The following is a 25,121-nucleotide window of genomic DNA, read 5'->3' as shown; positions in this document are numbered from 1 at the left end:
CCTCTTTTGCTTCTCTGCCCGGCTTGGCCGGACACTTTCTATATGGCAGTTGGAGGACCAAACTCAAATTCCCGTCAAGCGCTTGAAACGAATAGACTTACTAAAACCGCCAAGAGTCGTGCATGTTGAGTATTTCAACACCCGAATCTCTCTTTTCGATTTTAAGAGCCGTAAAGCACTGATAAGAGGTAGTTTAGGACCACGTGGGAGAATCCAACGGCACCTGTAGAAGGACTCTACAGATTTGCGGTGCCATCCAGCCCCCGCCACAGATACCAACAGGCATACGTGGCATAAGGGCGCCACGGACGGGCAATCCGGGTCATCCGCTCAGGCTTCGGCGGCGTCCTCAGCCCGTATAGCCTCTGCATCGCATTGCGGATCCCCAGGTCGCCCAGGGGGAGGACATCGGGCCGCCGGAGCGCGAACATCAGAAACATCTGGGCCGTCCAGACCCCCACGCCCTTCGCCGACGTGAGGTGCGCGATCACCTCATCATCGGACATCGAGGGCAGCTGGGCGAAGTTAATGGTGCCGTCGAGCGTCTTTTCCGCCAGCGATCTCAGGTACTTGGCCTTCTGGCCGGAAAGGCCCAACGGCCGCATCTCCTCCGGCTGCACAGTAAGGATACCTTCCGGCCGGACACCACCCGGCCCCATTGCGAGTTCCAGCCGGCCGTAGATGGTGGCGGCGGCTTTGCCGCTCAACTGCTGGAAAACGATGGAGCGGGCCAGTGTGGAGAACTCCGGCGGATGGAATGCAATCTGGCAGGGACCAACCAGTTCGATCCAGCCGGCCAACCTCGGATCCGCCGCACTCAGGTGCTCGACTGCCTGCCTCATAGGAAGAGTTGTAACACGGTGCTCGCCGCGCGCATCCTCAGTATGTCATGGTGAAGTCAATGACGACGACATTGCGCTGGATGGCCGCAATCGCACTGCTCCCCTGCCTGAACGCCCAGGCTCCGCCCACTCCGCAACCGCCCAAACCCGCCGAAGAAGATCTGGGGCCCGTGATCAAGGTAGACGTCGACCTCGTGAACGTGTTCTTCAGCGTGCGGGATAAGAAAGGCGCCTACATCGCCAACCTGGCCAAGGAAGACCTGGAAGTCATCGAAGATGGCAAACCCCAGGAAATCAAATTCTTCACGCGCGAAACCGACCTGCCGCTCACCATTGGACTGCTGGTGGATGTCAGCGGCAGCCAGGGGGCGCTGATCGAAGAAGAGCGCAGCGCCTCGTACAAGTTCCTGGCCCAGGTGCTCCGCAAGAAGGACGAAGCCTTCATCATCAGCTTCGGAGTGGACAGTGAACTGCTGCAGGATTTTACGAACTCGCCAGGGTTGCTGCGGCAAGGCTTGGCCGGCCTGCGGCTGAACGCCGGGGTCAGCGGCATGTCCCCGACCGGCTCTCCCCTACCCGGCAGCGGCCGCGGTACCGTCCTGTATGAAGCCGTATGGCTGGCTGCGAAAGACAAACTGCGCAGCGAAGTGGGCCGCAAAGCACTCATCGTGATCACCGACGGCAACGACGTGGGTAGCCGCGTCAAGATTGAAAAGGCGATCGAAGAGGCGCAGCGTTCCGACGCCATCATCTATTCGGTCATGTTCGAGGATCCCCGCTACACTTCCATGGCCTTCGGTGGCTCGTCGGGCGAAGGCCCCATGCGCCGCATGGCGGAAGAGACTGGCGGGCGCGTGTTCCGGGTGGACCGACGGAACCGGCTGGAGGACATCTACAACATGATCCAGGCCGAGATGCGCAGCCAGTACGCGGTCGGCTACGTCGCCAGCAACCAGGCCAAGGACGGAACCTTCCGCAAGGTGGAGATCCGCTCCAGGAACAAGGACCAGAAGGTCCAGGTCAGGAAGGGTTACTACGCTCCCGATGAAGGCGATGCGAAGCCGGTGAAGCGTTAGTTACCGATCCAGCGGAGACGGACCTGCTCCAGCATCATGGCCGGCTGTCCGGCCTTGTTTTCCGGTTGGACGAACAGGCGGTGGCGGCCGGGCTCGAGTTCCATGTCGCCAATCTGGAACAACTGCAGCTTCCCGCGCTTCGTCGCCTCGACGACTCCCTTCGTCATGCCAGTGCTGTATCCCTGCAGGGTTACGGTGTATCGGACTCCGGCGCTGGCCTGCGAAGCGGCATAAATCACTTCGACTGAGTACCGGCCGATGCGCGGCACCTCGACGGACCAGAATGGGACGTCAACGGCCTTCACCCAATTGGTGATCACGGTAGACTTGTCGAGTTTCCCGAGGTGCGCCTGGACCCCGGTGCGGCCTCCGAAGTCGCATTTTGACGCCGGAGCCACGATTTCGCCGGGCGTCGCGGCGCAGAGGGTCAATCCTAGAAGTGCGATGAGTGGTTTCATATGGAAAAGAGGGCCCAGGCGGCTGCCCGGGCCCTTCTGAATCGACGTCTGGCGTTACTGGACGACCGGCGCGATGTCCTGGTCGCGGATGAAGCTCGTCCATTCTTCCATCCAATCGTTGTCGCCGTCGAAGGCGCCGCAGAAGTTGGCCCATTGATCGAAGAAGCCGTCATCCGGCGGGGCGTTCCAGCGCAGTTGCAGCGCGGGCGAGCCAAGGGCTGGACGCAGGTCCGGGTCGCTGTAGACCAGGGGACGACGGAGTTGCGGATCGGCGGCCACGAAGTTGCGGGTTGGATCGGCCGCGTAGGTTGCGATATCCGTACCGGCCGGCTTCTGCGCCACCTGGGCTTCCACCGTGTTGGGCAGCGCCAGATTGAGCCGATTGTTGTTCCACATCAGCAGCCCATTGAGGACCAGGTTGCCGGCGGTGAGTTCGCCCATGGTGGCGGCGTCGGGCAGCATGAGGGCGGGGTAGCCGAAGTTGGTCACGACAGCGTTGTTGATCGAGCCTCGGGTACCGCGGCGCAGGTACAGCCCCGGGGAGCCGTCGCCGGTGTTCTCGTCCTGGGCGGACACGCCTGGTCCCACGAAGGTCAGGTTCCAGATCTGCGGATTGGAGTAGGGCTGGTCGGTAACGCCGAACTCGCTGTTATCGGCTTCAATGCCGCGGTTGCCGAGGCCTGTACCGGGGTGCTGCATGCCAACCAGGTACTGAACGCGCCCACGCCAGCCGAGCTGCCAGTCGAGGTAGTCGTCGGCGTTGAACGCGCCGACGGCGTACTTCAGGTCGCTGTTTCCGCCGAACCATTCAAAGGTGTCGTCCTTGCCGTAGATCGCCTGCAGGTGGTGCGCCACGGTCTTGCTGCCGCAGCCGCCCCAGGTGAAGGAGTTGATTTCGTTATTTGTCGTGAAGACAGAACCGGCGTATTCCACGCGCACATAGGCCAGCGTGCCGCAGGAGTGCGTGTCATCGGTGCCGCCGTACTGCAGGTAGGGGCGGTTGTCGAGACCTTCAATGAAGTTGGTGCCGCCGGTGACGTTGATCTTCGCCTTGCCTAGCATCACGAGACCGCCCCAATCCTCGCGGCCGCGATTGCCGAAGGCTTGCGAGCTCGTCATGATGATGGGGCGCGAACGCGTGCCCTGGGCATTGATCGTGGCACTGTTGGTGATGATCAGCGCGGTGGGATCGTCCGTGCGGGGCATCCCGATGACGAATGTGCCGGGTTGGATCGTCAGAACGGCATTCTCCACGCGGGTGAGGGACTGGATGCGATAGGCCTTGGTATTCACCCAGGTGGTGTCCTGGCCGATTACACCGCCAACGTCCACAAAGCTGTCCACCACGCCGATTTTGAAGTAGGCAGCCTTCAAAACCCGGCCGCCGGTATAGTCGCGCAATTGCACGACCAGCGTGTGCATGCCGAGTTCGGACGGGATAGTCCACGCGGAGCTGTTCAGCCAGCCGCCGCTGCCGATCACCACTTCACGGGTCTTGTCGGCCACGCGCACGGGCTGGTAGCCTTCGTCCGCGGTGCGGCCGTAGATGTCGATGGGCGCATCGCTTTCCTTGCCGGGCCCGATGAACGTCTTCTTACCGGTCTGGTTGTTCTGGCGGAAAACCACAATCGTGTAAGGATAGGGATCGTTGGTCTGGACCGTCATCTTCAGCGTGAGCGCTTCGCCAGGCTGGTAGACGTACTTGTCGGCCCAGATGTACATGGTCACATTGGAGTGTTCCACGGCGGCAGCCGAAGGGCTGGCCGTGGAGGCTGCCATCTGTGCAGCTGCGGAGCGGTCGATCCGGGTAAAGCTATCGAGGCTGCCCGCCTGCAGTGCGACCGCCGAGGCGGTGAGCATGAGGAGTGATCGTTTCAACATAGAGTGCTGCTCTTCCTTTCGTGTCACAAAAACTAAAAGATGGAGTAAGTCAAACCGACCGTATACGTGCGGCCGGTCTGGTATTGACGGGTGGGTAGACTTGCCTGCGTCCAGCGGTATTTGTTGTCGCCGAGGTTCTCGGCATTGAAGCGGATGGACGCCTTGCCGCTTTCCAGTAGCGAATACTGGTAGACAAAATCAAGGAACACATTTCGTTCCTGGTAGATATCCGGCAGACCGATGGCACCCACGTCGGACAGCCGCCGCGATACGCTGTTCAGATAGAATCGCGCCTGCGAGCGCAGCTTCGGCTTTGTCCACTCGGTGATGACATTGAAGATGTAGCGCGACTGCCCGGCCAGCGGACGGCTGAGCGAGGTGAGAACGCCCTGGTCTTCGGGCCGGATAGTCACCGTGGAATCGACGAAGGTTAAGTTGGCCTGGACATTCCAGTCCCGCAGTCCGCGGTGTAACGAACTCAGGCCCTTACGCATCTCCAGTTCCACGCCGCGATTGACGGCGCTCTTCGCGTTGAGAAACGACGACCGCAGGTCCGTCGTGGGCTGCACCGTACTTTCGATCGGGTCTGTGAAGTCCTTCACGAAGAAGCTGGCGGCAATCAGTTGGTTGCCGCCTGTAAACCACTCCCACCGCGCGTCGAAGTTGTTGATCTTGGCGCGCCGCAGATTGGGATTGCCGGCAACGTTGAAACCGCCCTGCACATTCGTGAACTCGAAAGGCGAGAGCTCGCGGAAATCGGGCCGCGACACGGTCTGGCTGTAGGTGAAGCGCAGATTCTGCCGGGGCGTCAGGGAGTAGATGGCGTTGAACGAGGGCAGCGGATCGCGATTGTACAAATTGGCGACATAGGGTGTGCCGGGCAGGAAGGGATCGCGGGTCACGACGTTGATATCGGCATCCTCAATGCGCACGCCGGTCACGAAACGCCAGCGCGGGCCAATGCCGAAGTCCACCAGGCCATAGCCGCCATAGACCTTCATGTCGGCCGTGTAGCGGTCTGTACCGCGCGACTCCTCGCGCAGTTCAAAGGCGCCCGGCCGCAGATTCGCCGTACCGAACAGTTCGTTCGAATCGGCGTATACATTCACCTGCTGCGGATTCTGCAACTGGAAGCGGAAGCGGCGGGCGTCGAAGTCTCGGGAGCGCATGGTGGCGCGGAAGCCCACCTTCCAGATGCCCGTCAATTTGCCCTTGAAGAACGGCTGGCTGAGTTCGGCCTGCGGTTCATAGATCCGGTCCGTGAACTTGTCGAAGAAGCGCTGTCCGGAGTTGCCGATGTTGAGATACGCGAAACGCCCGTCCTCCTGCTGCGACCGCAGGACCTCGCGCATGTCAGGTTCGTCGCGGCCCGACTGCGAATAAGTGAACTGCCACTTGAACAACAGGTCGCGGAGTTTCGGCAGCGCGTGGTCGCCCTCCAGTCCTGTGGAAACCAGCTTCCGCTCCACCCAGCGCAGGCGCTGCGACTGAATGATGCCGCCCTGATTGTTGTCAAACCCCGAAAATTCGCGTGCTTCCTTGTCGCTGTCGCGGGTGATCGTATTGCGAAACAGCAGTTTGTGATTGGGTGTCAGCTTGACGGCCGCATTCAGCACGCCACCCAGCCGGGCCATCTGATTGTACTGGTTGAATTCCGGATAGTCGCTGTAGGGCGCTATGGTCCCACCCACCCCGACACGCCGGTAGTACGTTTGCTGTTCCTGCTGATACTGCGGCTTGTTGGTGAACGTTAATGCGGCCACCAGGCCGAACCGGCCGAAGGTGCCGCCGCCCACCACGCTGTAAGTCTGCGAAGGCCGCACCGAGTCCGCGTAAACAGGCTGCCAGTTGTTCGAGAAGGCTTTGGCGTAGTCGGCCAACTGCTGCCGGCTGTCGCTGCCGATGGACACGCGGCGGCTTGTGGGAATGGCCGAAGGCAGGTTGCGCGTGCCGTCATCGAATCCAAACTGATCCAACGAGCCGCCCGGATAACTCGCAAACCGGCCGAACGTCGTGCGGTCGTTGAACCCCATGCTCATGCTGACCTGCAGCATCTTCTGCGTCGGAAACTCCACCGTTGTCATCTGCACCAGACCGCCCGAGAACTCGCCCGGCAGGTCCGGCGTATAAGTCTTGAGGATCTTGATGTTGTCGATCATCGCGGCCGGAAACAGGTCCAGCGGAACGACGCGGCGCTCGGCCTCCGTGGTGGGCACCATGGCGTTGTTGAGCATGGTGGCGGAGTAGCGCTCACCCAGGCCGCGGACGTACACATAGCCGCCTTCGACGACAGAGACGCCGGTGACCTTCTCCAGGGCGCGCGCGGCATCGGAGGCTGTGGACTTCTTCATCTCCTCGTTGGAGATGGAATCGCTCACCTGGGCCGCCAGTTTGCGCTCTGAGAGCATCGCCTCGGCCGTGGCGGTGACAGCACTGATGCTTTCTGAGACTTCCACGGTGGTCGTCATGCCCCTGGAAGTCATGATGGTCGAGCCATCCACAGAATCGCCGCCCTTGATGTTCACGTCGGTAAGCGTGACGTCCAGGTACTGTTCGCTGGTGAACTTCAACGTGTACTTGCCGGGCGAGAGTTCCAGGCGGTAGGTGCCGTCAGTGCCCGTGGTGAGACCGTCGCCGGTCTGGCCGTCCAGGTACACTTTGACTCCCACGATGGGCCGGGAAGTCTGGGCGTCGAAAACCGTCCCGGAGACGGTGCCTTTTTGTGTCTGGCCCCACGAGTTGAAGCTGAAGAGAATTAGGACGGCGGTGGAAAAGTTGTATATCCGGAGCATCACAGAGTGGCCCAAGCCACCTGTTCAGGATGCGAAAGAGAGGTGTAAATCAGACGAAGAATGAGTGAATGTTGGGTGACGATGGTTTCAGATTCATGAATACGAGACTGGCTCCGTCGACCAGTAAATATGGACCTCCGGAGCCAGTTCTCCCGACTACGCCGGAATGGTCACGGTGTCGAACAGCCCGCTCAACTGCGTGTCGAACGAGGTCAGCGGACCGGCCGGGAATTTGCGCGTATTGAAGATATACGCATAGTCCACACCATCGCCGCGCGACACCATCAGGCTCGACACACCGGCCATGCCGCCAGACCGGGCTGACCCGGCCGCGCGTCCGCCAACACCCCAGGCCGCGTGCCTGCTGATGAAGCGGACCAGCGCCGAGGCACTGGAACACAGCCCTCCGCCCGAGTCCATGCGTTCCGACATCCAGCCTTCACCGCCATAGCAATAAGGCGCCAGCAGGCTCGATTGCGGATCCTGCGCCGGCAGCCCCAGGCCGGGGTCATCACATGGCATCTCGTCGGCCCGCTTCTGGTCGCGGCGGGTGAGCGAAACAAAGACTTCATCGTTGAGGCCCTCAGCCGTCAGCACCTCCTTCTTCACAAAGTCCAGAAACCCCTGGCCGCTCACCTTCTCGATCGCCAGGCCCATCAACAGGTAACCGAGATTGGAGTACTGCGTCTTCGATCCGGGCGCGAACTGCAGCGGCTCCCCATACATATAGCGGGCGATGTCGCGCTTGCTCACGGGCCCGTTGAGCCCGAGATCGAGGGCGATCTTGCGCATGCTGAAGACAGCGTCAAATCCCATTGTGCTGTCCCAACCGCCGGCATGATCGATCAGGTTCTGGATGGTGATGGTGTCGATCTTTGCATTCGGTGTCTGCGACGAGAGGGCCTTCGAAGTGATGCCCAGCAACGGGAAGATCTTGTCGGTCTTCTTCAGGATCTTCTTGTCGTAACAGGCCTGGATGCCGGCGCAGGCGAACGCTTTGCTGATGCTCGCCAGCCGCATCATGCTCGTGGGCTGGGTGATCATCCAACCCGGCTCGGCCCAGGTGTAGCCGCGCGCGTACACCACCTTGCCCGCTCGCCCAATGGCGAATTGCCCGGAGCGCACGCCGTTCGACTGCATGAAGGCCTTGATCGCATTGTCGAACTTCACCAGCTTAGCGCTGGCTGCTCCAGTCGCCGTCCAAACCCGCGCGTCAGGCAGCACCTGCTTCGTGAACAGCGCCGCATAACGGGTTCCGCCGCCGGAACCTCCGCCCTGTACGCGGATGGGCAGATAACCCTGCTTGGTCAGCTTGTCGAACTCAGCCTGGTATCCGGCCGAGGTCATATTGTGGCGCCCCTGCCAGTCGCCTATGCCGTCGCCGCGAAAAATGGAACAGTAGAGTTTGTTGTCCGAGACAGCCACGTAGTCGGGGCGGAAGGGAATCTGCGTGAAGGCGTTGAACCACTGCTGGTAGCCGTCCGAAGTCTCCGCGCCACGCCAGCCCCACATCACGCGGTTGTCGTTCGGCATCCACACAGCGGCATAGCGGCGATCCGACCCGGAGCCGTAAATCGACACGGAAATCGGGATGCAGTTGTTCTGAATCGCCCACTTATGGAAGAAGGCCAACGAGCCCGGCAGCGTGTCGCCGCCGTCCGTCAATCCGAACTTGCACAACCAAACCGGCGCTTTGCCTTTCTCAAACGTCCCGGCGAATTTCAGATCGGAACCCGAACCCGTTACCGACAGGATTCGAGGCAGGTAACCCTTCTTCGTCCAGTCGTCAAACGCCTTTTGGTAGGCAGTGGCGTCCATGTTGTGGATCGCGGCCCATGCAGGTCCCGATTGCTTCACCCAGACGGCGGCGTAGCTGGCGGAATCCGGATCTCCATAGACACTCAGCGAGATGATACGAAACCCGGCGGGCGACAGTTTGTCGAACTGTTTTTGATGCTCCGCGCTGGATTTCCCGTGGTAGGCCACGAATTCAGGAATAGACATACGGTAAGCCCCCTCCGGAGGACTTACCGTGCAGACTATTACTTTTTTGTCATGTATGCAATCGTCGGATAGTCAGCGCGCTTTCACGCCATCGCCGCGGCGGGCTGGTTGGCTGCCTCATTGAACGAGTAGCCGAAGCCGCGGACGGAACGGATGAATGCCGGCGCGGCGGGATCATCCTCGATCTTCTGGCGCAGGCGCAGGATATAGACATCCACGGTGCGATCCGTGACCGCGCGGTCGTGGCCCCAGACGGCGTCCAGTAATTGTTCGCGCGAGAACACTACGCCCGGCCGGGTCATCAGGAACTCCAACAGGCGGAACTCGGTGGCGGTCAGCGAAAGCGGATTGCCATTCAGGCTCACGCGGCAGGCTGAGCGGTCCAGGTCGAGCGGGCCCGACTGCAACTTCCGCACGGGCTGCGCCAACTGGCGGAATTGGATCTTGATGCGCGCTATGAGTTCGCGGACGAAGAACGGCTTGACGATGTAGTCGTTGGCCCCCAGCTCCAGGCCGACAATCCGGTCGGTCTCCGAGGCGCGCGCCGTCAGGAAGATCACCGGAATGTGCGAGAGTTCGGGATGCGTGCGGATGCCCTTGCAGATGTCCAGGCCGTCGGAATCGGGCAGCATGATGTCGAGGATGATCAGATCCGGACGCTCGCGGCGGCACAGGTCAACGGCCCCCCGGCCGGTCTGCGCGCCCACCATTTGGAAACCCTCTTTCTCCAGGTTGTACTTGAGGAGTGCGAAAAGGTCGGAGTCGTCTTCAATCAGCAGGATTTTTTTCATGGGGATGTGGCCAGATTGTCAACTCCAGTAATAACGCGTCTACTGTTACATTCAGATTACAGTAGCGTGAAATGAAGTTAAAGCGCCTCTTGTTCCGAGAGGCCCAGGTCGTTCGTAGGCAGCGTGAACCAGAACGTGGTGCCCTGCCCCGGGACGCTCTCCACCCCGACGTCGCCACCCTGCGAGCGCGCCAGGTGCTTGACGATGGCCAGCCCCAGGCCGGTGCCGCCCAACTCGCGCGAACGGGCCTTGTCGACGCGGTAGAAACGCTCGAACAGCCGCGGCAGATCCTCGTGGGGAATGCCGATGCCTGTGTCCCTGACGCTGACCCGCACAAAGTCCGTCAGGCTCTCCGCAATCACCGTGATCCGGCCGTCCTCCGGCGTGTACTTGATCGCATTGTCCAGCAGGTTCGACATCATCTGGTGCACCGCCTCAGAGTCGCAGAACGCCTCGGTGCGATCCGGCGCCGGCGCCAGGTGCAGGGTAATGCGCTTTTTGGCGGCCACCGGCTCCAACGACTCAATGCAGTCCTTCAGCAGCGGGTTCACATAGTAGGAGGCGAACTGGAAGCGCTGCGATTTCATTTCGATGCGCGACAGCGTGAGCAGATCCGCGGTCAGCCGGCCCAGCCGTTCGGCGTTCTGCCGGATGATGTGGAGGAAGCGGACGTTGTTCTGGTCGTCGTGGATGGCGCCTTCCAGCAGCGTCTCCGTGTAGCCCTGGATGGAAGCCAGCGGCGTCCGCAGTTCATGGCTGACGTTGATGACGAAGTCCTTGCGTATCCGCTCCACCTTCTCCAGCTCGACATGCTCGCGGTGCAGCTCGTCGAACACCTTTTCCAGCTTCGCGCCCGTCTCGTTCAACTGCCGGGCCAGCGTGCCCAGTTCGTCACCGCCGGTATGCTTCAAGCGGACCTTGAAGTCGCCCGTGGCCAGCGTCGAAGCGTAATCGATAATGGCGCCCAGCCGGGTGGAGAAGTAGCGGGCGATGAACCCCGCCACCAGGATCGCCGGCAGGAAGGCCAGCGCCATGTACAGCATCACGCGGGTACGGATCTTCGACACCTGCGAGCGCACCTCGCGCAGCGGCACCGCCAGTCGCGCCGCACCGGCCGGCACCGGGCCGGCCACATACAGGAAATTGATCCCCATCGTCGGGCTCTGGCGCAGCGAGGTTCCCATGCGGCCCTGCAACGCCGCCTGCACCTCAGGCCGGTGGCCATGATTCTCCATGCGAGCCGGATCCGCCTCCGAATCCAGCAGCACCCGCCCGTCCGGCGCAATGATTGTCAGCCGCCCGCCGGCCGCCGTGGCCAGCGCCCGGATGTTGGCCGGGGAGACATCCAGCAGGTTCTGCTCCCCAATCACACCCAACATCCTCATCTTCTCTTCCATCTCGAGCGTGAGCCCCTGGATGTACGCCTTCTCGGTCAGTTCCGAGGCCAGGAAGTCCACCGCCGTCAGGACGATCACCATGATCAACAGAACACTAGCTATGAGCTTGAGAAAGATGCGGGCAGTCATTTATTGATACAGGCCGTGGTCGCGGATGTAGCGCAGGACAGGCTCCGGCAGCTCCTCCACTGGTTCGCCACTATCCAGTTTGCGCCTGATTTCTGACGATGAGATGACAAGCGCCAAAGTTTCCAGCCCTTGTACCTGTGCCCCGGGCGGAATGGGGTAGGCATAACCCGGCCGCGAGACGACAATGAACTCCACCGCCCGCAGCACCTCGGCCGAGCGGTGCCAGGAGCCGATCTCGGCAAACGCATCCGCTCCAATCAGGAAGTAAAGCTGGTCCGATGGGCTCAGCCGCGCTTTCACGCGCTCAATCGTGTCGATGGAATAGCTCTTGCCGTGGCCTTCCTCCAGCCGCGAAGGCTCAAAACGGGGATCCACCGCACAGGCCAGCTCCACCATCCGGAAGCGATTCTCATAAGCCGTGGTCGTACCCGATGGTTTGTGTGGCGGATTGGCCGAGGGCACCAGCAGTACCCGATCCAGCAGCAGGCGGTCGGCCGCTTCGCGGGCCACACGGAGATGGGCGTTGTGGATGGGGTCGAAGGTCCCACCGAATATAGCTACTTTCAAACCGATGGTCTTTCTGCTGCGCGGCGCAGGGGTTGGCGCAGGTCCTTCTATCTTCGCCTGAAATCAGTCTGTTGCGCTCGCGCCGGTCTCACGAACAACTCTGGTTCTCAGCGGCCATGCGCGCCAGTTCATCGCAGCGGTTGTTGTCGGCGTGACTGGCATGGCCCTTCGTCCAAACCCAGTCCGTCTTGTGCCGCGACACCTGCTCGTCGAGCTCCACCCAAAGGTCCTGGTTCATCACCGGCTTCTTGGCGGCGGTCTTCCAACCGTTCCGCTTCCAGCCGGCCATCCAGGTCTGGATGCCGTTCTTCACATACTGCGAGTCAGTGACGATCTCCACCTCACAGGCTTCGCGCAGCGCCGCCAGCGCCTGGATGGCCGCCGTCAGCTCCATGCGGTTGTTGGTGGTCTCCCGCTCACAGCCGTACATCTCCTTGGTGTGCCCGCCGTAACGCAGGATGCACGCCCATCCGCCGCGCCCTGGATTGCCCAGGCACGACCCATCCGTAATCGCCTGTACTTTCTTCATGGATCCCAACAACTACAACAACACCGTCGCCAGCTTCTCGTCCTGGCTCGTCAGTTCGCGTTCAAAGAACTGGTTCACCAGCGAGAGGATCTCCGACGCTTCCCGCGACTGGTAGATCGCCGTCCTCAGCTTCGCGCCATTCCGCACGCCGTGTGTGAAGTAGGTCGCAAACTGCTTCATCTTGCCCACCGCGTCCAGGCTGCGCTTCGTCAGCAGCATGGTGTAGTAGGTGTGCATCATCTGCCAGCGGTCGTGCTCCGTCGGCTGGAAATAGCTGCGCCCTTCCAGGTATTCCGCAATCTGGCGGAAGATCCACGGATTCGAGGAAGCCGCTCGGCCAATCATCACCGCGTCGCAGCCTGTCTCGCGCACCATCCGGATCGCGTCCTCCGGAGTCGTAATGTCCCCATTGCCGATCACCGGAATCTTCACCGCATCCTTCACTTCCGCGATCCGTGTCCAGTCAGCCCGCCCGCTGTACCCCTGCTCCCGCGTTCGCGGGTGCAGGGCGATGGCCGCCACGCCGTTGTCCTCGGCCAGCTTCGCCATCTGGACATGCACCAGTTCCTTGTCATTCCACCCCGCCCGGAATTTCATCGTCAGAGGAATGCTGATGGACGAGCGCACGCGCTTCAGCAGCTCTTCCACCAGCGGCAGGTTCCTCAGCAGGCCCGACCCGCCATTGCAGGTCACCACCTTCTTCACCGGACACCCGAAATTGATGTCAACCGCGTCGAAACCGTTGTCCTGGCAGACCTTAGCCGCCTCGGACATGATTTCCGGGTCCGACCCGAACAATTGCGCACTGATCGGGTGCTCTTCGGGTTCAAAATAGAGATAGTGAAAGCTCTTGATGGATTTGCGGTTGGGATGTCGGCCGCTGGCCACCACGCCGTGTGAGCTGGTGAACTCGGTCATGATGAGGCCGCAGCCGCCCTGGTTCCGGATCAGCCGGCGAAATACAGTATCCGTCACACCGGCCATCGGCGCCAGCACCGTTGCCGGGCGGATCTCGACTGGCCCGACCTTGTAGGCTGCGGGGAAGTTTGCCATCTCTACCATTGTATCGGGGTTGAAACGCGGCTCGCGCGGGCCGCGTTCAAACAATTGAGAGGACGAGACGATGTTCCAGAAGTTGATCGTGGCATTTGGCTTGGGTGTGCTGCTCACAGGCGGCGTGGTGTACCTCGCGATGAAGAACCGGGCGCCGGAACCGGCCGCCGTCAGCGTCGCCGCTCCAGCGCCTGCACCCACCCCGGCAGTAGTGGAGCCGGCGCCCCCGCCCGCACCGGAACCCGCCCCGCCCCAACCTGAACCGGTCAAGCCGAAAGCAGTATCGAAACCGGCGAAAACTCAACCCAGGCCGGCGCCAGTGACCGTGGCAAAATATGACCCGCCAGTCCCGCCGCCCGGCGTTCAGGAGCAGCCCAGGCCTGCAGCCGCACCACCCGTGGTCACCAATCCGGAGCCGCCTCCGGTCGAAAAGCCGGTCGCCCCCCCGGAACCAAAGCCGGAACCGAAACCCGCTCCGCGCCAGCCGCACAGCGTCACCGTCCCGGCCGGTACGATGATCACCGTCCGCCTGCGCGAAGAGCTCAGCACGAAGAATAGCCAGGACGGCCAGAACTTCACCGCCACCCTCGACCAGCCGCTGGTCGTCGACGGGTTTGTCATCGCGGAGCGTGGATCCTCCCAGCGCGGCCGCATCGTTGAATTGGATCGCGCCGGACGCGTCAAAGGTCGCGCCGCACTGGCAGTGGAACTCACCGAGTTGAATACGGCCGACGGCCAGAAGATCGCGCTGAAAACCGAATCATTCCGCAAGGAAGCGGAAAGCGGCACCAAGGGCGATCTCGCCAAGACCGGCGTCGCGGCCGGTATCGGTGCCGCCATCGGTGCGATTGCCGGCGGAGGTAAAGGTGCCGCCATCGGCGCCGGTGTCGGTGGAGCCGCGGGCGCCGGCGGCGTGCTCGCCACGCGTGGCAAAGACGCCACCCTGCCCAGCGAAACACGCCTGACCTTCCGCTTGAAGGAACCGCTGACGCTCACCGAGAAGCTCGACGATTAGCCGGGCTTCCCGCTCGCCACAACCGTTTATTTAGGGGACGGAGAAAACTCCGTCTCCACCTTCCAGCTCTCCAGCGTGTTGTAGACAATCGGGCAATAGCACGCCCGGTCAATGAACTGCCACATGCGCGATTGCAGTGAGCCTGCCCCCCGCACCAGGTGCGGAAAGTCACCGCAAGTGGCCGGACGCGCTTCGTATACCGTGCATTCCGTGCCCGACAGGAACACGCAGCCCGTATCCTCGTCGCGTTTCAGGATCAGCCCCTCGTCTTCCGTCTGCTCCGTATACTCCCGCAGGAACTTGCCTTCCTTGATGCGCAGGAACTTCGCCAGCTTCGCCACGTCTCGCTCAGTGAGTGTGACCGTGGCTACTTTGCAGCAGTTCGCGCAAGTCGTGCAGTCGATCGCTTCTTCCGTCTCTTCGGCAATGTGCCGCAGACGGCGCTCCACGAAACTGTGGGTCTTGAGGTGGCGGCGAAAACGCTCGTTTTCGCCGCGCTTCTGCTCGCCCAAACGGCGAATCTGGACGAGATCAGTATTCATCAGTTGGTAGCCGCGGCCTTCTTGAAGTCACCGGCCTTGTAAATGCTCATTCGGGACACATCCATATATTTCTTCATCGCCGCCTGAACATCAGCGGGCGTCAACTTCTTGAGCTTGGCCTCGATCTCCGTGTCATAAGCCATCGTGCGGTTGTAGAAGCGCTGTCCGGCCAGGCGCGACACCAGTTCGCCGTCATTCGCCCGGCTCACCTGGCGCGCCTGCAGCAGGCTCTTCTTCGCCGCTTCGACTTCGTCCGCCGTATAGCCCTTATCCAGAATCAGGCCGACTTCGTCCTTGAACGAAGCTTCCACCTTCGCCGCATTCTGCGGAGCGCAGATCGCGAAAGCCATGAACACGCCGCCATCATCTTCCGGTGACGCCATGAACTGCGCGCCCACACCGTAGCTCAGGCCTTCCTTGCCGCGAATCCGGGCAAACAGCCGCGAGTTCATGCCCGACCCGAGTATGTAGTTGCCCAGCAGCATCGCCGGATAATCCGGATTCGTGTCGTTGATCTTCACCGGCAGCCCGGCGATGAACATCGCATTCGCCTTGTCCGGAGTCTCGAACACAACGCTCTCGGCGTCGACAGCCTTGTATTCCTTCTTCACCCGGGCAAACTTCTGCTGGCTCTTCCAGTCGTTGAAGAGGTCCGAAACCTGCTTCTGCGTCGTCTCCGGATCGAAGTCGCCAATCACCACGAACTCGCCGTTCGACGCCCCATAGAAGCTCTTGTGGAACGCCTTCACCTCATCCAGGGTCAGCGCCTTCACACTCTCGATCTCCTCGTCCACCGTACGGATGTAACGCACATCGTCCTTCGGATACGGGTTCAGGTGGCGCTGTACCGCACGCACCGCAATCGCCTGCGGCTCGCTCTTCGACTGCTCCAACTGCGCCAGCGTCTGCTGCTTAACCTGGTCGAACTCGGTCTGCGGGAAGCTCGATTCCTTCAACAGCTCGGCCACCAGCGTCAGCACAGGCTGCAGGTTCTCCTTCGTCGTCGTGATGCGAACCGTGGCGCCCGTTTCATTTCCGCCCACATTGACGCTCGCCTTCAGCCGGTCGAACTCGTCCTTGATCTGCTGCCGCGTATGCTTGGCCGTGCCCCGCATCAGCATCTGGCCCGCGAATCCAGCCGCGAAATCCTTGCCCTTCAGGTTGTTCTCATCGCCAAAGTGCAGGCTCATCGTGGCCACCACCTGGTTGCCGCGCGTCTTCTTATTAATGAACGACAGCTTGATGCCGCCCTTCAGGTCGCCGCGGATCGTGCGCTTGTCGATGTTCTCCGGAGACGCGTCAAACGACTCGCCCTGGCTCACCACCGCCTCGCCCTTGTAATCCTTCACCAGCGACGTCACGTCAGGCGCCGTCGGGATCTCGGCCCGCACCGGAGCCTTCTCCGGGATAAACTCGCCCACCGTCCGGTTCGAAGCGATCAGGTACTTCTCGGCTGCCTTCTGGACCTGCTCCAGCGTGACCTTCTTGATCCGGTCGCGGTGCAGGAACAGCAGCCGCCAGTCGCCCATGCCCTGCCATTCGGAAAGCTGCAGCGCAATGGCCGCCGAATTGTTCAAAGCCAGGTCGAAGTTCTTCAACCAGTTCGCGCGCACCCGCTCCAGCTCTTCCTTCGTGAAGGGCTTCGTCTTCACTTCATCGATCGTGTCCAGCAGCGTCTTGCGCGCATCCGCCAGCGAACTCTCCGTCCGCACGGAAGCGTGCGCAATGAACACGCCGGGATCCTTCAACTGATACTCACTCGTCGCGACGCTCGCCGCCTTCTTGGTCTCCACCAGCGCCTTGTACAGGCGGCCCGAAGGCGCGTCGCCCAGGATCTGGCCGGCCATCTCCATCGGCGCGAATTCTTCATGCGACCCCGGAGGAATGTGCCACACGGCAGCCACTGCCTGCACATCGCCCACACGGCGCAGCGTCACAGACCGCTCTCCATCCTGCGTCGGCTCAGCCGTATACGTGCGGCGCAGCGGCCGCGTCGGCTTAGGGATCGGCCCGTAGAACTTCTGGACCAGCGCCAGTGTCTTCGCTTCGTCAAACTTGCCCGCCACCACCAGCACCGCATTGTCCGGTTGATAGAAATGCTTCCAGAACGCCTGCAGCCGCTCGATCGGCACCTGTTCCAGATCCGACCGCGCGCCAATCGTCGACTTCCCGTAGTTGTGCCACAGGTACGCCGTCGACATCACCCGCTCTTCCAGAATCGAGTCGGGATCGTTCTCGCCCGACTCAAACTCGTTCCGCACCACCGTCATCTCGCTGTCCAGGTCCTTCTTCGCAATGAAGGAGTTCACCATCCGGTCCGCTTCCAGCGAGAGCGCCCACTGCAGGTTCTCATCCGTCGCGGCGAAGGTCTCGAAGTAGTTGGTGCGGTCGAACCACGTCGTCCCATTGGGACGCGCGCCGTGGTCCTGCAGCTCCTTCGGCACATTCGGATGGTTCGTGGAGCCCTTGAACATCAGGTGCTCCAGCAGGTGGGCCATGCCCGTCTCCCCGTAATCCTCATGCCGCGACCCCACCATATAGGTGATATTCACGGTAATGTTCGATTTCGTCGGATCGGGAAACAGCAGCACTCTCAGGCCATTGCTGAGGTGGTACTCCGTGATTCCTTCAACGCTCGTCGCCTTCTGCACTCCCTGTGGCAGCGCTTGGGCTGACGCAGTGGCAGACAACATCGAAACAGCAAGAAATAGGGCCAACATGGGTCGCGTGGCCCGGGCGGGGGTCAGGTTGCGGTGAAACATGACGTGATCTAACGATGCTAGCACCCCGGCCAAGAGACCCAATCCGCCAAGGTTGTAACATCCTCGCAGCTTCGCCTTTTATTCCGGCGGCAGGCCGCGATCAGTCACCGCGCGGACCTCTGCCCGCAACGGCTCCAACTCATAGCCCACCTTCTGCAATGCCTGCGCCGCCAGGCACCCCGGCACCAGGAGAAATCCCAGCAGCAGATGGCCCTGGTGGAGTTCCTTGTCGCCCATCGCCTCGCGCTCCTGGTCCGCCATCTCCAGTACCTTCCGGGCGTCCTTGCTCAGCATCATATCCACCGAAGTTCCGGTTCGATTCTGCCCGGCCGGCCTCTCGGCCACGATTGCCCGCCTGATCGACTCGACAGCTCCCTCGGGAAACTGTAAGCCCCGCTCCAGCCCCTCCTTCACCAGGCCCAACAGCAGGTGCTCCGCTTCGATTTGAACCGCACCGTGCTCGCTGGCCGCAAACCGCCCAAAAAAGATCGTGCGGCGCGCTTTCTCCGTATACCTGTCAAACATCTGGCTCCCTCACTGGCCTGGCAGCAGCCAAAGCCCGCTGAACTCAACCAGTGCAAAACAGCACTCCTTCGACAATAACTCCCGCAGGGGAGTCCTTTACCCCGCCCTGAGCGCAACTGCTGGTTTTTTCCACGATTCTTACCGCCAACAGGCGAACAAACGGCGCCCCTCCCCTTGCACCCCATATTCAGATGTGATTGTCTGTTTTCGCAGGAGGCAATCGTCCCCGTTATGACGCCCGCTCTCTTATCCGATTCCCCACCCCGCTCCAGCCCTCTTTCCTTCGAAGAACAGGATTTCATCGATCGGCTCATCGTCCAGCACCGGGGCCGTCCCGGTATGCTCCTGAGCCTGCTGGAGGCGATCCAGGACCGCCAGCCCAACAAGTACCTGCCCATGGAGGTCCTCGACTACCTGGCCGCTCGCACCGGCATCCCCGGTGCCCAGATCTACAGCGTGGCCACCTTCTACTCGCTCTTTAACCTGAAACCCCAGGGCGAGCATACGGTCTGCATCTGCCGCGGCACCGCCTGCCACACCCGCGGCTCCCGCAACCTGCTGGAACGCGTCAAACTCCAGCTCGGCCTCAAGGAGGAGGACGAAGACGGCAGCGCCGAAAAGATGTGCGCCACCACGGCCGATCGCCGCTTCACCGTGCGCACCGTCGCCTGCTTCGGCCAGTGCGCCCTCGCCCCCGTGGCCGAGATCGATCACTCCATCCTCGGTCACGTCAATGAACGCGCACTCGAGCGCGAAGTCGACGCCATCAGGAAGGGCGGCCATCGATGAAGCGCATCTCCGATCTCTCCAGCTTTAACGAAGTCCGCGAAGTCGGCCTCTCCAAACTCCTGCCCGACCGTCCCCGCATCGCCATCGGCATGGGTACCTGCGGCACCGGCAATGGAGCCGAATCCGTCTATCACGCCTTCGCCGACGCCATCAATACCCGCGGCCTCGGCATGAACCTCGCCCGCACCGGCTGCTTCGGCTTCTGCGCGGCAGAGCCCCTCGTCAACGTCTACCTGCCCGGCAAACCGCTGGTCATCCTGCAACGCGTACAGGCCAACGACGTCCCCGGAATCCTCGACGACCTCGCCAGCGGCCGCATGCCCACCGGCCTCGCTCTCTGCAAAATCGAGGAGTGGGATCACATCACCGGCCACGTCCGCTTCGGCATGGGCCTGCCCGAGATCCCCCACTGGCACGAAGTCCCCTTCTTCACCGGCCAGAAGAAAATCGTGCTCCGCAACTGCGGCCTCATCAATCCCAACGAGATCGACGAGTACATCGCCATCGGCGGCTACCAGGCCCTGTACAAAGTCCTCATCGACAACAACCCCGACATGGTCATCGAGGCCGTCAAGGCCTCCAAACTGCGCGGCCGCGGCGGCGCCGGCTACCAGACCGGCATCAAATGGGAGTTCCTCCGCAAAGCCAAATCGGAACGCAAATACATCATCTGCAATGCGGACGAAGGCGACCCCGGTGCCTACATGAATCGCAATGAGATCGAGAGCGACCCTCACTCTCTCATTGAGGGCATGATCATCGGCGGCTTCGTCATGGGCGCCACCGAAGGCATCCTGTACGTCCGCGCCGAATACCCGCTGGCCGTCCACCGCCTCAACTCCGCCATCGACCAGGCCCGCGAATGCGGCCTGCTGGGCGACAACATCCTCGGCCGCGGCTTCCGCTTCGACCTCCAACTCGTCGAAGGTGCCGGAGCCTTCGTCTGCGGCGAGGAAACCGCCCTCATCCGCTCCCTCGAAGGCAAGGCCGGCCGCCCCACACCCCGACCTCCTTATCCGGCGGAGCACGGCCTCTACGGCTGCCCCACCAACATCAACAACGTCGAGACCTGGTACAACATCGCCCCCATCGTCATCAAAGGCCCCGGCTGGTTTACTGAAACCGGCAGCGCCAAGAGCCCCGGCACCAAGGTCTTCTCCCTCGTCGGCAAGGTGAACAACACCGGCCTCGTCGAGATGCCCCTCGGCACCCCCCTCAAGACGTTCGTCTACGACGTCGGCGGCGGCGGCACCCACGGCCGCGCCATCAAAGCTGTCCAGACCGGCGGCCCCTCCGGCGGCTGCATCCCGCAGGAGATGTTCGACACCTGCGTCGACTACGAGTCCCTCGGCCAGCTCGGCTCCATCATGGGCTCCGGCGGCATGGTCGTCATGGACGAAGACAACTGCATGGTGGATGTCGCCCGCTACTTCATTGAGTTCACCCACTCCGAAAGCTGCGGCAAATGCATCCCTTGCCGCGTCGGCCTCGACAAGAGCCTCCACTACCTCAACCGCATCACCCAGGGCAAAGGCACCGAAGCCGACTTCGACCTGCTCGACGACCTCAGCCGCATGATCCGCGACACCTCGCTCTGCGGCCTCGGCCAGACCGCCCCCAACCCCGTCCTCACCACCATGCGCCACTTCCGCCATGAGTTCGAGGACCACATCCGCGCCGCCCGCTGCCGCGCCGGTGTCTGCGAGGACCTCGCCCTCAGCCCCTGCGAGAACTCCTGCCCGCTCCACATGAACATCCCGCGCTTCCTGCAACTCCTCAAGGAAGACCGGCTCGAGGAAGCTTTCGTCTCCGTGGTCATGGACAACCCGCTGCCCGCCTCCACCGGCCGCGTCTGCCAGCACCCCTGCGACAATCGCTGCCGCCGCACCGGAGTCGACTCCGCCGTCAACATGCGCGAAGTCCACCGCTACATCGCCGACGCCATCTACCCCTCAGACCGCTTCGACGCCCTCGCCGCCGATATCGCCGCCCGCCGCAAACCACTCACCGGCAAACGCTGCGCCGTCGTCGGAGCCGGCCCCACCGGCCTCGCCTGCGCCTTCTACCTCTGCATGCTCGGCCACGAGGTCATGGTCTACGACTCCAACCCGGCCGCCGGCGGCATGCTCCGCTATGCCCTGCCCGACTACCGCCTGCCCAAGGACGTCCTCGACCGCGAAGTCGAGCTCATCCGCCGCACCGGCGTCCAGTTCACCTTCAATACCCAGGTCCCACGCGACGTCTCCCTCAACGACCTCGACAGCCAGTACGACGCCGTCTTCCTCTCCATCGGCACCTGGAAGGAAAGCTGGGTCTACCTGCCCGGCACCGAACTCACCGGCGTCATCCCTGCCCTGCCCTTCCTCGAAGCCGTATCGAAGGAGCAGCCCGTCCCGCTCGGCAAACGCGTCGCCGTCATCGGCGGTGGCAACGCCGCCATCGACTCGGCCCGCACCGCGCTCCGCCTCGGCAGCAAGGTGACCATCATCTATCGCCGCGAACGCAAAGACATGCCGGCCATCCCCGAGGAGACGGAGGCCGCCGAAGCTGAAGGCGCCGAGATCGTCTTCCTCGCCACACCCCACCGCATCGTCGGTGGGCCCGACGGCCGCGTCCAGGCCATCGAAGCCGTCCGCACCAAACTCGGCGAGTACGACTCCTCCGGCCGCCGCCGCCCCATGCCCACCAGCGAGATCATCCGCTTCGCCTGCGACACCGTCATCCTCGCCGTCGGCGAAACCGTCGACCTCGACTTCGCCAAAGCCTCCGGTCTCAAAATCAAGGAGAACGGCCTCATCGAAGTCGACCGCTATACCCTCGAAACCAGCCGCACCAAGTTCTTCGCCGGCGGCGACCTGATCACCGGAGCCTCCAACGTCTCCAACGCCATGGGCTACGGCAAAAAGGCCGCTCGCAACATCGACCGCCGCCTCATGAACGTCCGCCGCTGGGAGGAGGTCTTCCCCTCGTTCGAATACGACCAGGCCCCGCCCGCCCACGCCAGCGAGTGCGCCCGCCATCACGTCGAGGAGGTCGACGCCGCCCAGCGCGCCAAAACCTTCGCCGAGGCCACCATCGGCCTCGCCCCCGTCGACGCCATGGAAGAAGCCTGCCGCTGCCTGCGTTGCGATGTCCGCAACGGCGACCACTAGAAAGGAGATTACGCCATGCCTCAGAAGATATCCCTCCGCATCGATGGCGAGCTCATCCATACCGCCGCCGGACAGAGCATCCTCGACGCCGCCAAGGCTCACAACAAATTCATCCCCTCGCTGTGCCACATGAAAGGGCTCAGCTCCGTCGGCGCCTGCCGGCTCTGCATCGTCGAAGTCGCCGGCGTCGGACGCCTCCTGCCCGCCTGCACCACCCCCGTTCAGGACGGCATGTCCGTCACCACCCAGTCCGACAAGCTGCGCCGCTACCGCCGCATCGCCCTGGAACTGCTCTTCGCCGAACGCAATCACGTCTGCGCCGTCTGCGTCTCCAACGGCTTCTGCGAACTCCAGGGCTTGGCCAAACGCCTCGGCGTCACCAACGTCCGCTATCCCTACACCTACCCCAAGGTCCCCATCGACCTCACCCATCCGCGCTACACCTCCGATCAGAACCGCTGCATTCTCTGCTCCCGCTGCGTCCGCGTCTGCGCCGAAGTGGAGGGCGCCCACGTCTGGGAAATCTCCGGCCGTGGCGTCGGCTCGCGCCTCGTCTGCGAACTCAACCGCACCTGGGGCGAGTCCACCAACTGCACCAGTTGCGGCAAGTGCGTCCAGAGCTGCCCCACCGGAGCCATCGCCGAAAAGGGCTTCGCCGTGGAAGAGATGAGCAAACGCACCGATCCCATCAGCCGCCTGGCGACTCTGCGCGCCGCCGGCTCCGACAACAAACCGGGGGTGATCCTATGAGCAAAGCCAAGGTAGCCACAGTCTGGCTCGATGGTTGCAGCGGATGCCACATGTCCCTGCTCGACATCGACGAAGTCCTCATCGACGTCCTGCACAAAGCCGACATCGTCTACGGCCCGCTGGTCGATGCCCAGGAGTTCCCCGAAGGCGTCGATGTCACGCTGGCCGAAGGCGCCGTCAGCAGCCAGCACGATTACAAGCTCATCCAGCAGATCCGCAAACGGACCAAAATCCTCATCGCCCTGGGCGACTGCGCCGTCACCGGCAACGTCCCCTCCATGCGCAATACCATCCCCACGAAACGCCTGCTCGAAAGGGCTTATGTGGAAGGGGCCGATATCCATCAGCGTGCCCCTTCTGACGGCGTGCCGGCCCTGCTCCGGCACGCCGTCCCCGTCCAGGAGATCGTCAAGGTGGATCTCCATCTGCCGGGCTGCCCGCCCAAACCCGCTCTCATCGCCTTCGCCCTCACGGAACTGCTGGCCGGCCGCAAGCCCGACCTCACCAACCCCTCCGTCGCGGGCCTGGTCAAATTCGGTTGAACTGGAGGTCCCATGCCGCCCACTATCACCATCAATCACGTCACACGCATCGAAGGTCACGCTCGCATCGACATCCATCTGAACGACCTCGGCAAGGTCGCCTCCACTCAGTTCCACGTCACCCAGTTCCGGGGCTTCGAGAAGTTCACCGAAGGCCGCCCCTACTACGAGATGCCCGCCATCACAGCGCGCATCTGCGGCATCTGCCCCGTCAGCCATCTTCTTGCGTCCGTCAAAGCCTGCGACGCCATCATGGCCGTCCAGATCCCGGAGCCCGCGGCCCTCCTGCGCGAACTCCTCCACTGCGCCCAGTTCGTCCAGAGCCACGCCCTCAGCTTCTTCCACCTCTCCGCGCCCGACCTCCTGCTCGGCTTCGACTCCGATCCCGCCCTGCGCAACATCGTCGGCCTCATCGAGAAACATCCCGAAGCGGCCCGCGACGGCATCGCCCTGCGCAAGTTCGGCCAGCAGGCCATCGAGCGCATGGCCGGAGAGCGCATCCACCCCTCCTGGACCGTGCCCGGAGGCGTCAACAAACCCCTCTCCGCCGACGCCCGCGACCACATTCTCACCGGCCTCCCCATCGCCAAATCGATCGTGCGCCGCACCCTGAAAAACTTCAAGGCGATGCTCGACGACTTCCCCGAAGAGAGCGCCGCCTTCGGCAACATGCCCACCGCCTACGCCGGCCTCTCCGGCCTCGACGGCGAATTCAAAATCTACGACGGCGTGCTCCGCTTCATCGACAACGCTGCGAAGCCGCTAGCCACCGTGGCGAAACCGCTGGAGTACTCGAAGTACATCGGCGAAGCCACGATGCCCGATTCGTACCTGAAAGCGCCCTATTTCAAACCGCTTGGCTACCCGGAAGGCATCTACCGCGTCGGCCCGCTAGGCCGCCTGAACGTAGCCGCCCGCATGGGCACCCCCGAAGCGGACGCCGAACTCGAGGAGTACCGCGAACGCCTGGGCCGCATCGTCCAGAGCTCGTTCTTCTACCACTACGCCCGCCTGATCGAAGCGCTCTACGGCGTAGAGCGCATGGAAGAGCTCCTGAACGAACCCTTGATCACCGACACCCACGTCCGGGCCGAAGCCGGAGTCAACGCCAACCAGGGCGTAGGCATCATCGAAGCCCCCAGAGGCGTCCTCATTCACCACTACAAAGTGGACGACAACGGCGCCATCACCTGGGCCAACCTGATCGTAGCGACAGGCCACAACAACCTGGCCCTGAACCACAGCATCCGCCAGGTAGCCGAACAATTCGTAGACGGAGCCCAGTTAAAAGAAGGAGCCGTCAACCGCGTCTCCGCCGTAGTCCGGGCCTACGACCCATGCCTCAGCTGCTCCACTCACGCGTATGGCGGACCGGCGGTGGACCTGAGGCTGTGGAGCCCGCAGGGGGAACTGGTGGATTCCTGGCCAAAGCCGGAATAGAGAGGAGGGCAGAGAATGGTTTCCTTTCGGCAAGGCGGCGTGATCTGCTAAGGCTTGCCTGGCGAATCGGGATTCGCTAGCCAAT

General features: G+C 62.5%; 20 protein-coding genes. 7 read left to right on the top strand and 13 right to left on the bottom strand.

Annotation, left to right across the window (positions count from 1 at the left end):
- Nucleotides 1–236: 236 nt before the first annotated feature.
- A complete protein-coding gene (locus ACR9Y2_RS19795) occupies nt 237–842 on the bottom strand; it encodes a DNA-3-methyladenine glycosylase family protein (RefSeq protein ID WP_435043343.1) in 606 nt (201 codons plus the stop codon).
- Between the two features lie 59 nt (nt 843–901).
- On the opposite strand from ACR9Y2_RS19795, the gene ACR9Y2_RS19790 reads away from it, so the two are divergent.
- Nucleotides 902–1,918: a VWA domain-containing protein gene (locus tag ACR9Y2_RS19790; protein WP_435043342.1), complete on the top strand. Its 1,017-nt coding sequence runs from the start codon at nt 902–904 to the stop codon at nt 1,916–1,918.
- On the opposite strand, the gene ACR9Y2_RS19785 is transcribed toward ACR9Y2_RS19790, so the two are convergent.
- From ACR9Y2_RS19785 to dusB, 9 genes are all read right to left on the bottom strand, one after another.
- Nucleotides 1,915–2,376 (bottom strand): hypothetical protein, encoded by a 462-nt coding sequence (locus ACR9Y2_RS19785; RefSeq protein ID WP_435043341.1) that lies wholly within the window; start codon nt 2,374–2,376, stop codon nt 1,915–1,917. The genes ACR9Y2_RS19790 and ACR9Y2_RS19785 overlap by 4 nt on opposite strands.
- Before the next feature lie 54 nt (nt 2,377–2,430).
- Complete coding sequence (locus tag ACR9Y2_RS19780; protein ID WP_435043340.1) at nt 2,431–4,257, bottom strand: hypothetical protein; 1,827 nt, start codon at nt 4,255–4,257, stop codon at nt 2,431–2,433.
- Between the two features lie 32 nt (nt 4,258–4,289).
- Nucleotides 4,290–7,049, bottom strand: coding sequence for a TonB-dependent receptor domain-containing protein (locus ACR9Y2_RS19775; protein ID WP_435044886.1), 2,760 nt, complete (start codon nt 7,047–7,049; stop codon nt 4,290–4,292).
- 156 nt (nt 7,050–7,205) lie between these two features.
- Entirely contained in the window at nt 7,206–9,053 is a 1,848-nt protein-coding gene (locus ACR9Y2_RS19770; protein WP_435043339.1) for a serine hydrolase, read from the bottom strand.
- Between the two features lie 83 nt (nt 9,054–9,136).
- Nucleotides 9,137–9,844: a response regulator transcription factor gene (locus ACR9Y2_RS19765; protein ID WP_435043338.1), complete on the bottom strand. Its 708-nt coding sequence runs from the start codon at nt 9,842–9,844 to the stop codon at nt 9,137–9,139.
- A gap of 77 nt (nt 9,845–9,921) precedes the next feature.
- Entirely contained in the window at nt 9,922–11,370 is a 1,449-nt protein-coding gene (locus tag ACR9Y2_RS19760) for an ATP-binding protein (protein WP_435043337.1), read from the bottom strand.
- Nucleotides 11,371–11,937 carry a nicotinate-nucleotide adenylyltransferase gene (gene nadD, locus ACR9Y2_RS19755; protein ID WP_435043336.1) on the bottom strand — a complete coding sequence of 189 codons (567 nt, stop codon included), beginning with the start codon at nt 11,935–11,937 and terminating at the stop codon, nt 11,371–11,373.
- An 88-nt stretch (nt 11,938–12,025) separates the two neighbouring features.
- Nucleotides 12,026–12,466 (bottom strand): ribonuclease HI, encoded by a 441-nt coding sequence (gene rnhA / locus ACR9Y2_RS19750; RefSeq protein WP_435043334.1) that lies wholly within the window; start codon nt 12,464–12,466, stop codon nt 12,026–12,028.
- A gap of 12 nt (nt 12,467–12,478) precedes the next feature.
- A complete protein-coding gene (dusB, locus tag ACR9Y2_RS19745) occupies nt 12,479–13,519 on the bottom strand; it encodes a tRNA dihydrouridine synthase DusB (protein WP_435043332.1) in 1,041 nt (346 codons plus the stop codon).
- A 70-nt stretch (nt 13,520–13,589) separates the two neighbouring features.
- Between dusB and ACR9Y2_RS19740 the strand changes: the two genes are divergently transcribed.
- Nucleotides 13,590–14,534: a hypothetical protein gene (locus ACR9Y2_RS19740; protein ID WP_435043331.1), complete on the top strand. Its 945-nt coding sequence runs from the start codon at nt 13,590–13,592 to the stop codon at nt 14,532–14,534.
- Nucleotides 14,535–14,560: 26 nt separating this feature from the next.
- Here the strand turns inward: ACR9Y2_RS19740 and ACR9Y2_RS19735 are convergent, their stop codons facing one another.
- The 3 genes from ACR9Y2_RS19735 to ACR9Y2_RS19725 form a co-directional block, all read right to left on the bottom strand.
- Nucleotides 14,561–15,076 carry a YkgJ family cysteine cluster protein gene (locus ACR9Y2_RS19735; protein ID WP_435043330.1) on the bottom strand — a complete coding sequence of 172 codons (516 nt, stop codon included), beginning with the start codon at nt 15,074–15,076 and terminating at the stop codon, nt 14,561–14,563.
- Nucleotides 15,076–17,838 (bottom strand): M16 family metallopeptidase, encoded by a 2,763-nt coding sequence (locus ACR9Y2_RS19730; RefSeq protein ID WP_435043328.1) that lies wholly within the window; start codon nt 17,836–17,838, stop codon nt 15,076–15,078. Before ACR9Y2_RS19730 ends, ACR9Y2_RS19735 begins: the two co-directional genes overlap by 1 nt.
- A gap of 78 nt (nt 17,839–17,916) precedes the next feature.
- Complete coding sequence (locus tag ACR9Y2_RS19725) at nt 17,917–18,363, bottom strand: Clp protease N-terminal domain-containing protein (RefSeq protein WP_435043326.1); 447 nt, start codon at nt 18,361–18,363, stop codon at nt 17,917–17,919.
- A gap of 231 nt (nt 18,364–18,594) precedes the next feature.
- Between ACR9Y2_RS19725 and ACR9Y2_RS19720 the strand changes: the two genes are divergently transcribed.
- From ACR9Y2_RS19720 to ACR9Y2_RS19700, 5 genes are read left to right on the top strand one after another with little or no spacing between them, the layout of a single operon-like run.
- Entirely contained in the window at nt 18,595–19,152 is a 558-nt protein-coding gene (locus tag ACR9Y2_RS19720) for an NAD(P)H-dependent oxidoreductase subunit E (protein WP_435043325.1), read from the top strand.
- The gene (locus ACR9Y2_RS19715) at nt 19,149–22,304 is read left to right on the top strand and encodes an NADH-ubiquinone oxidoreductase-F iron-sulfur binding region domain-containing protein (protein WP_435043324.1); all 3,156 of its coding nucleotides are present in this window, start codon (nt 19,149–19,151) and stop codon (nt 22,302–22,304) included. The genes ACR9Y2_RS19720 and ACR9Y2_RS19715 overlap by 4 nt, the downstream gene beginning before the upstream one ends.
- A 15-nt stretch (nt 22,305–22,319) precedes the next feature.
- A complete protein-coding gene (gene hoxU, locus ACR9Y2_RS19710; RefSeq protein WP_435043322.1) occupies nt 22,320–23,054 on the top strand; it encodes a bidirectional hydrogenase complex protein HoxU in 735 nt (244 codons plus the stop codon).
- Entirely contained in the window at nt 23,051–23,596 is a 546-nt protein-coding gene (locus ACR9Y2_RS19705) for an NADP oxidoreductase (protein WP_435043321.1), read from the top strand. Before hoxU ends, ACR9Y2_RS19705 begins: the two co-directional genes overlap by 4 nt.
- Before the next feature lie 12 nt (nt 23,597–23,608).
- On the top strand, nt 23,609–25,036 hold the full coding sequence (locus ACR9Y2_RS19700; protein WP_435043320.1) for a Ni/Fe hydrogenase subunit alpha: 1,428 nt from the start codon (nt 23,609–23,611) through the stop codon (nt 25,034–25,036).
- The last annotated feature ends 85 nt before the right edge of the window (nt 25,037–25,121 follow it).

The organism is Paludibaculum fermentans (assembly GCF_051172195.1).
GTDB lineage: Bacteria > Acidobacteriota > Terriglobia > Bryobacterales > Bryobacteraceae > Paludibaculum > Paludibaculum fermentans_A.
Note: the sequence above shows the minus strand (reverse complement) of the source record. Positions and strands in the feature narration are given on the sequence as shown.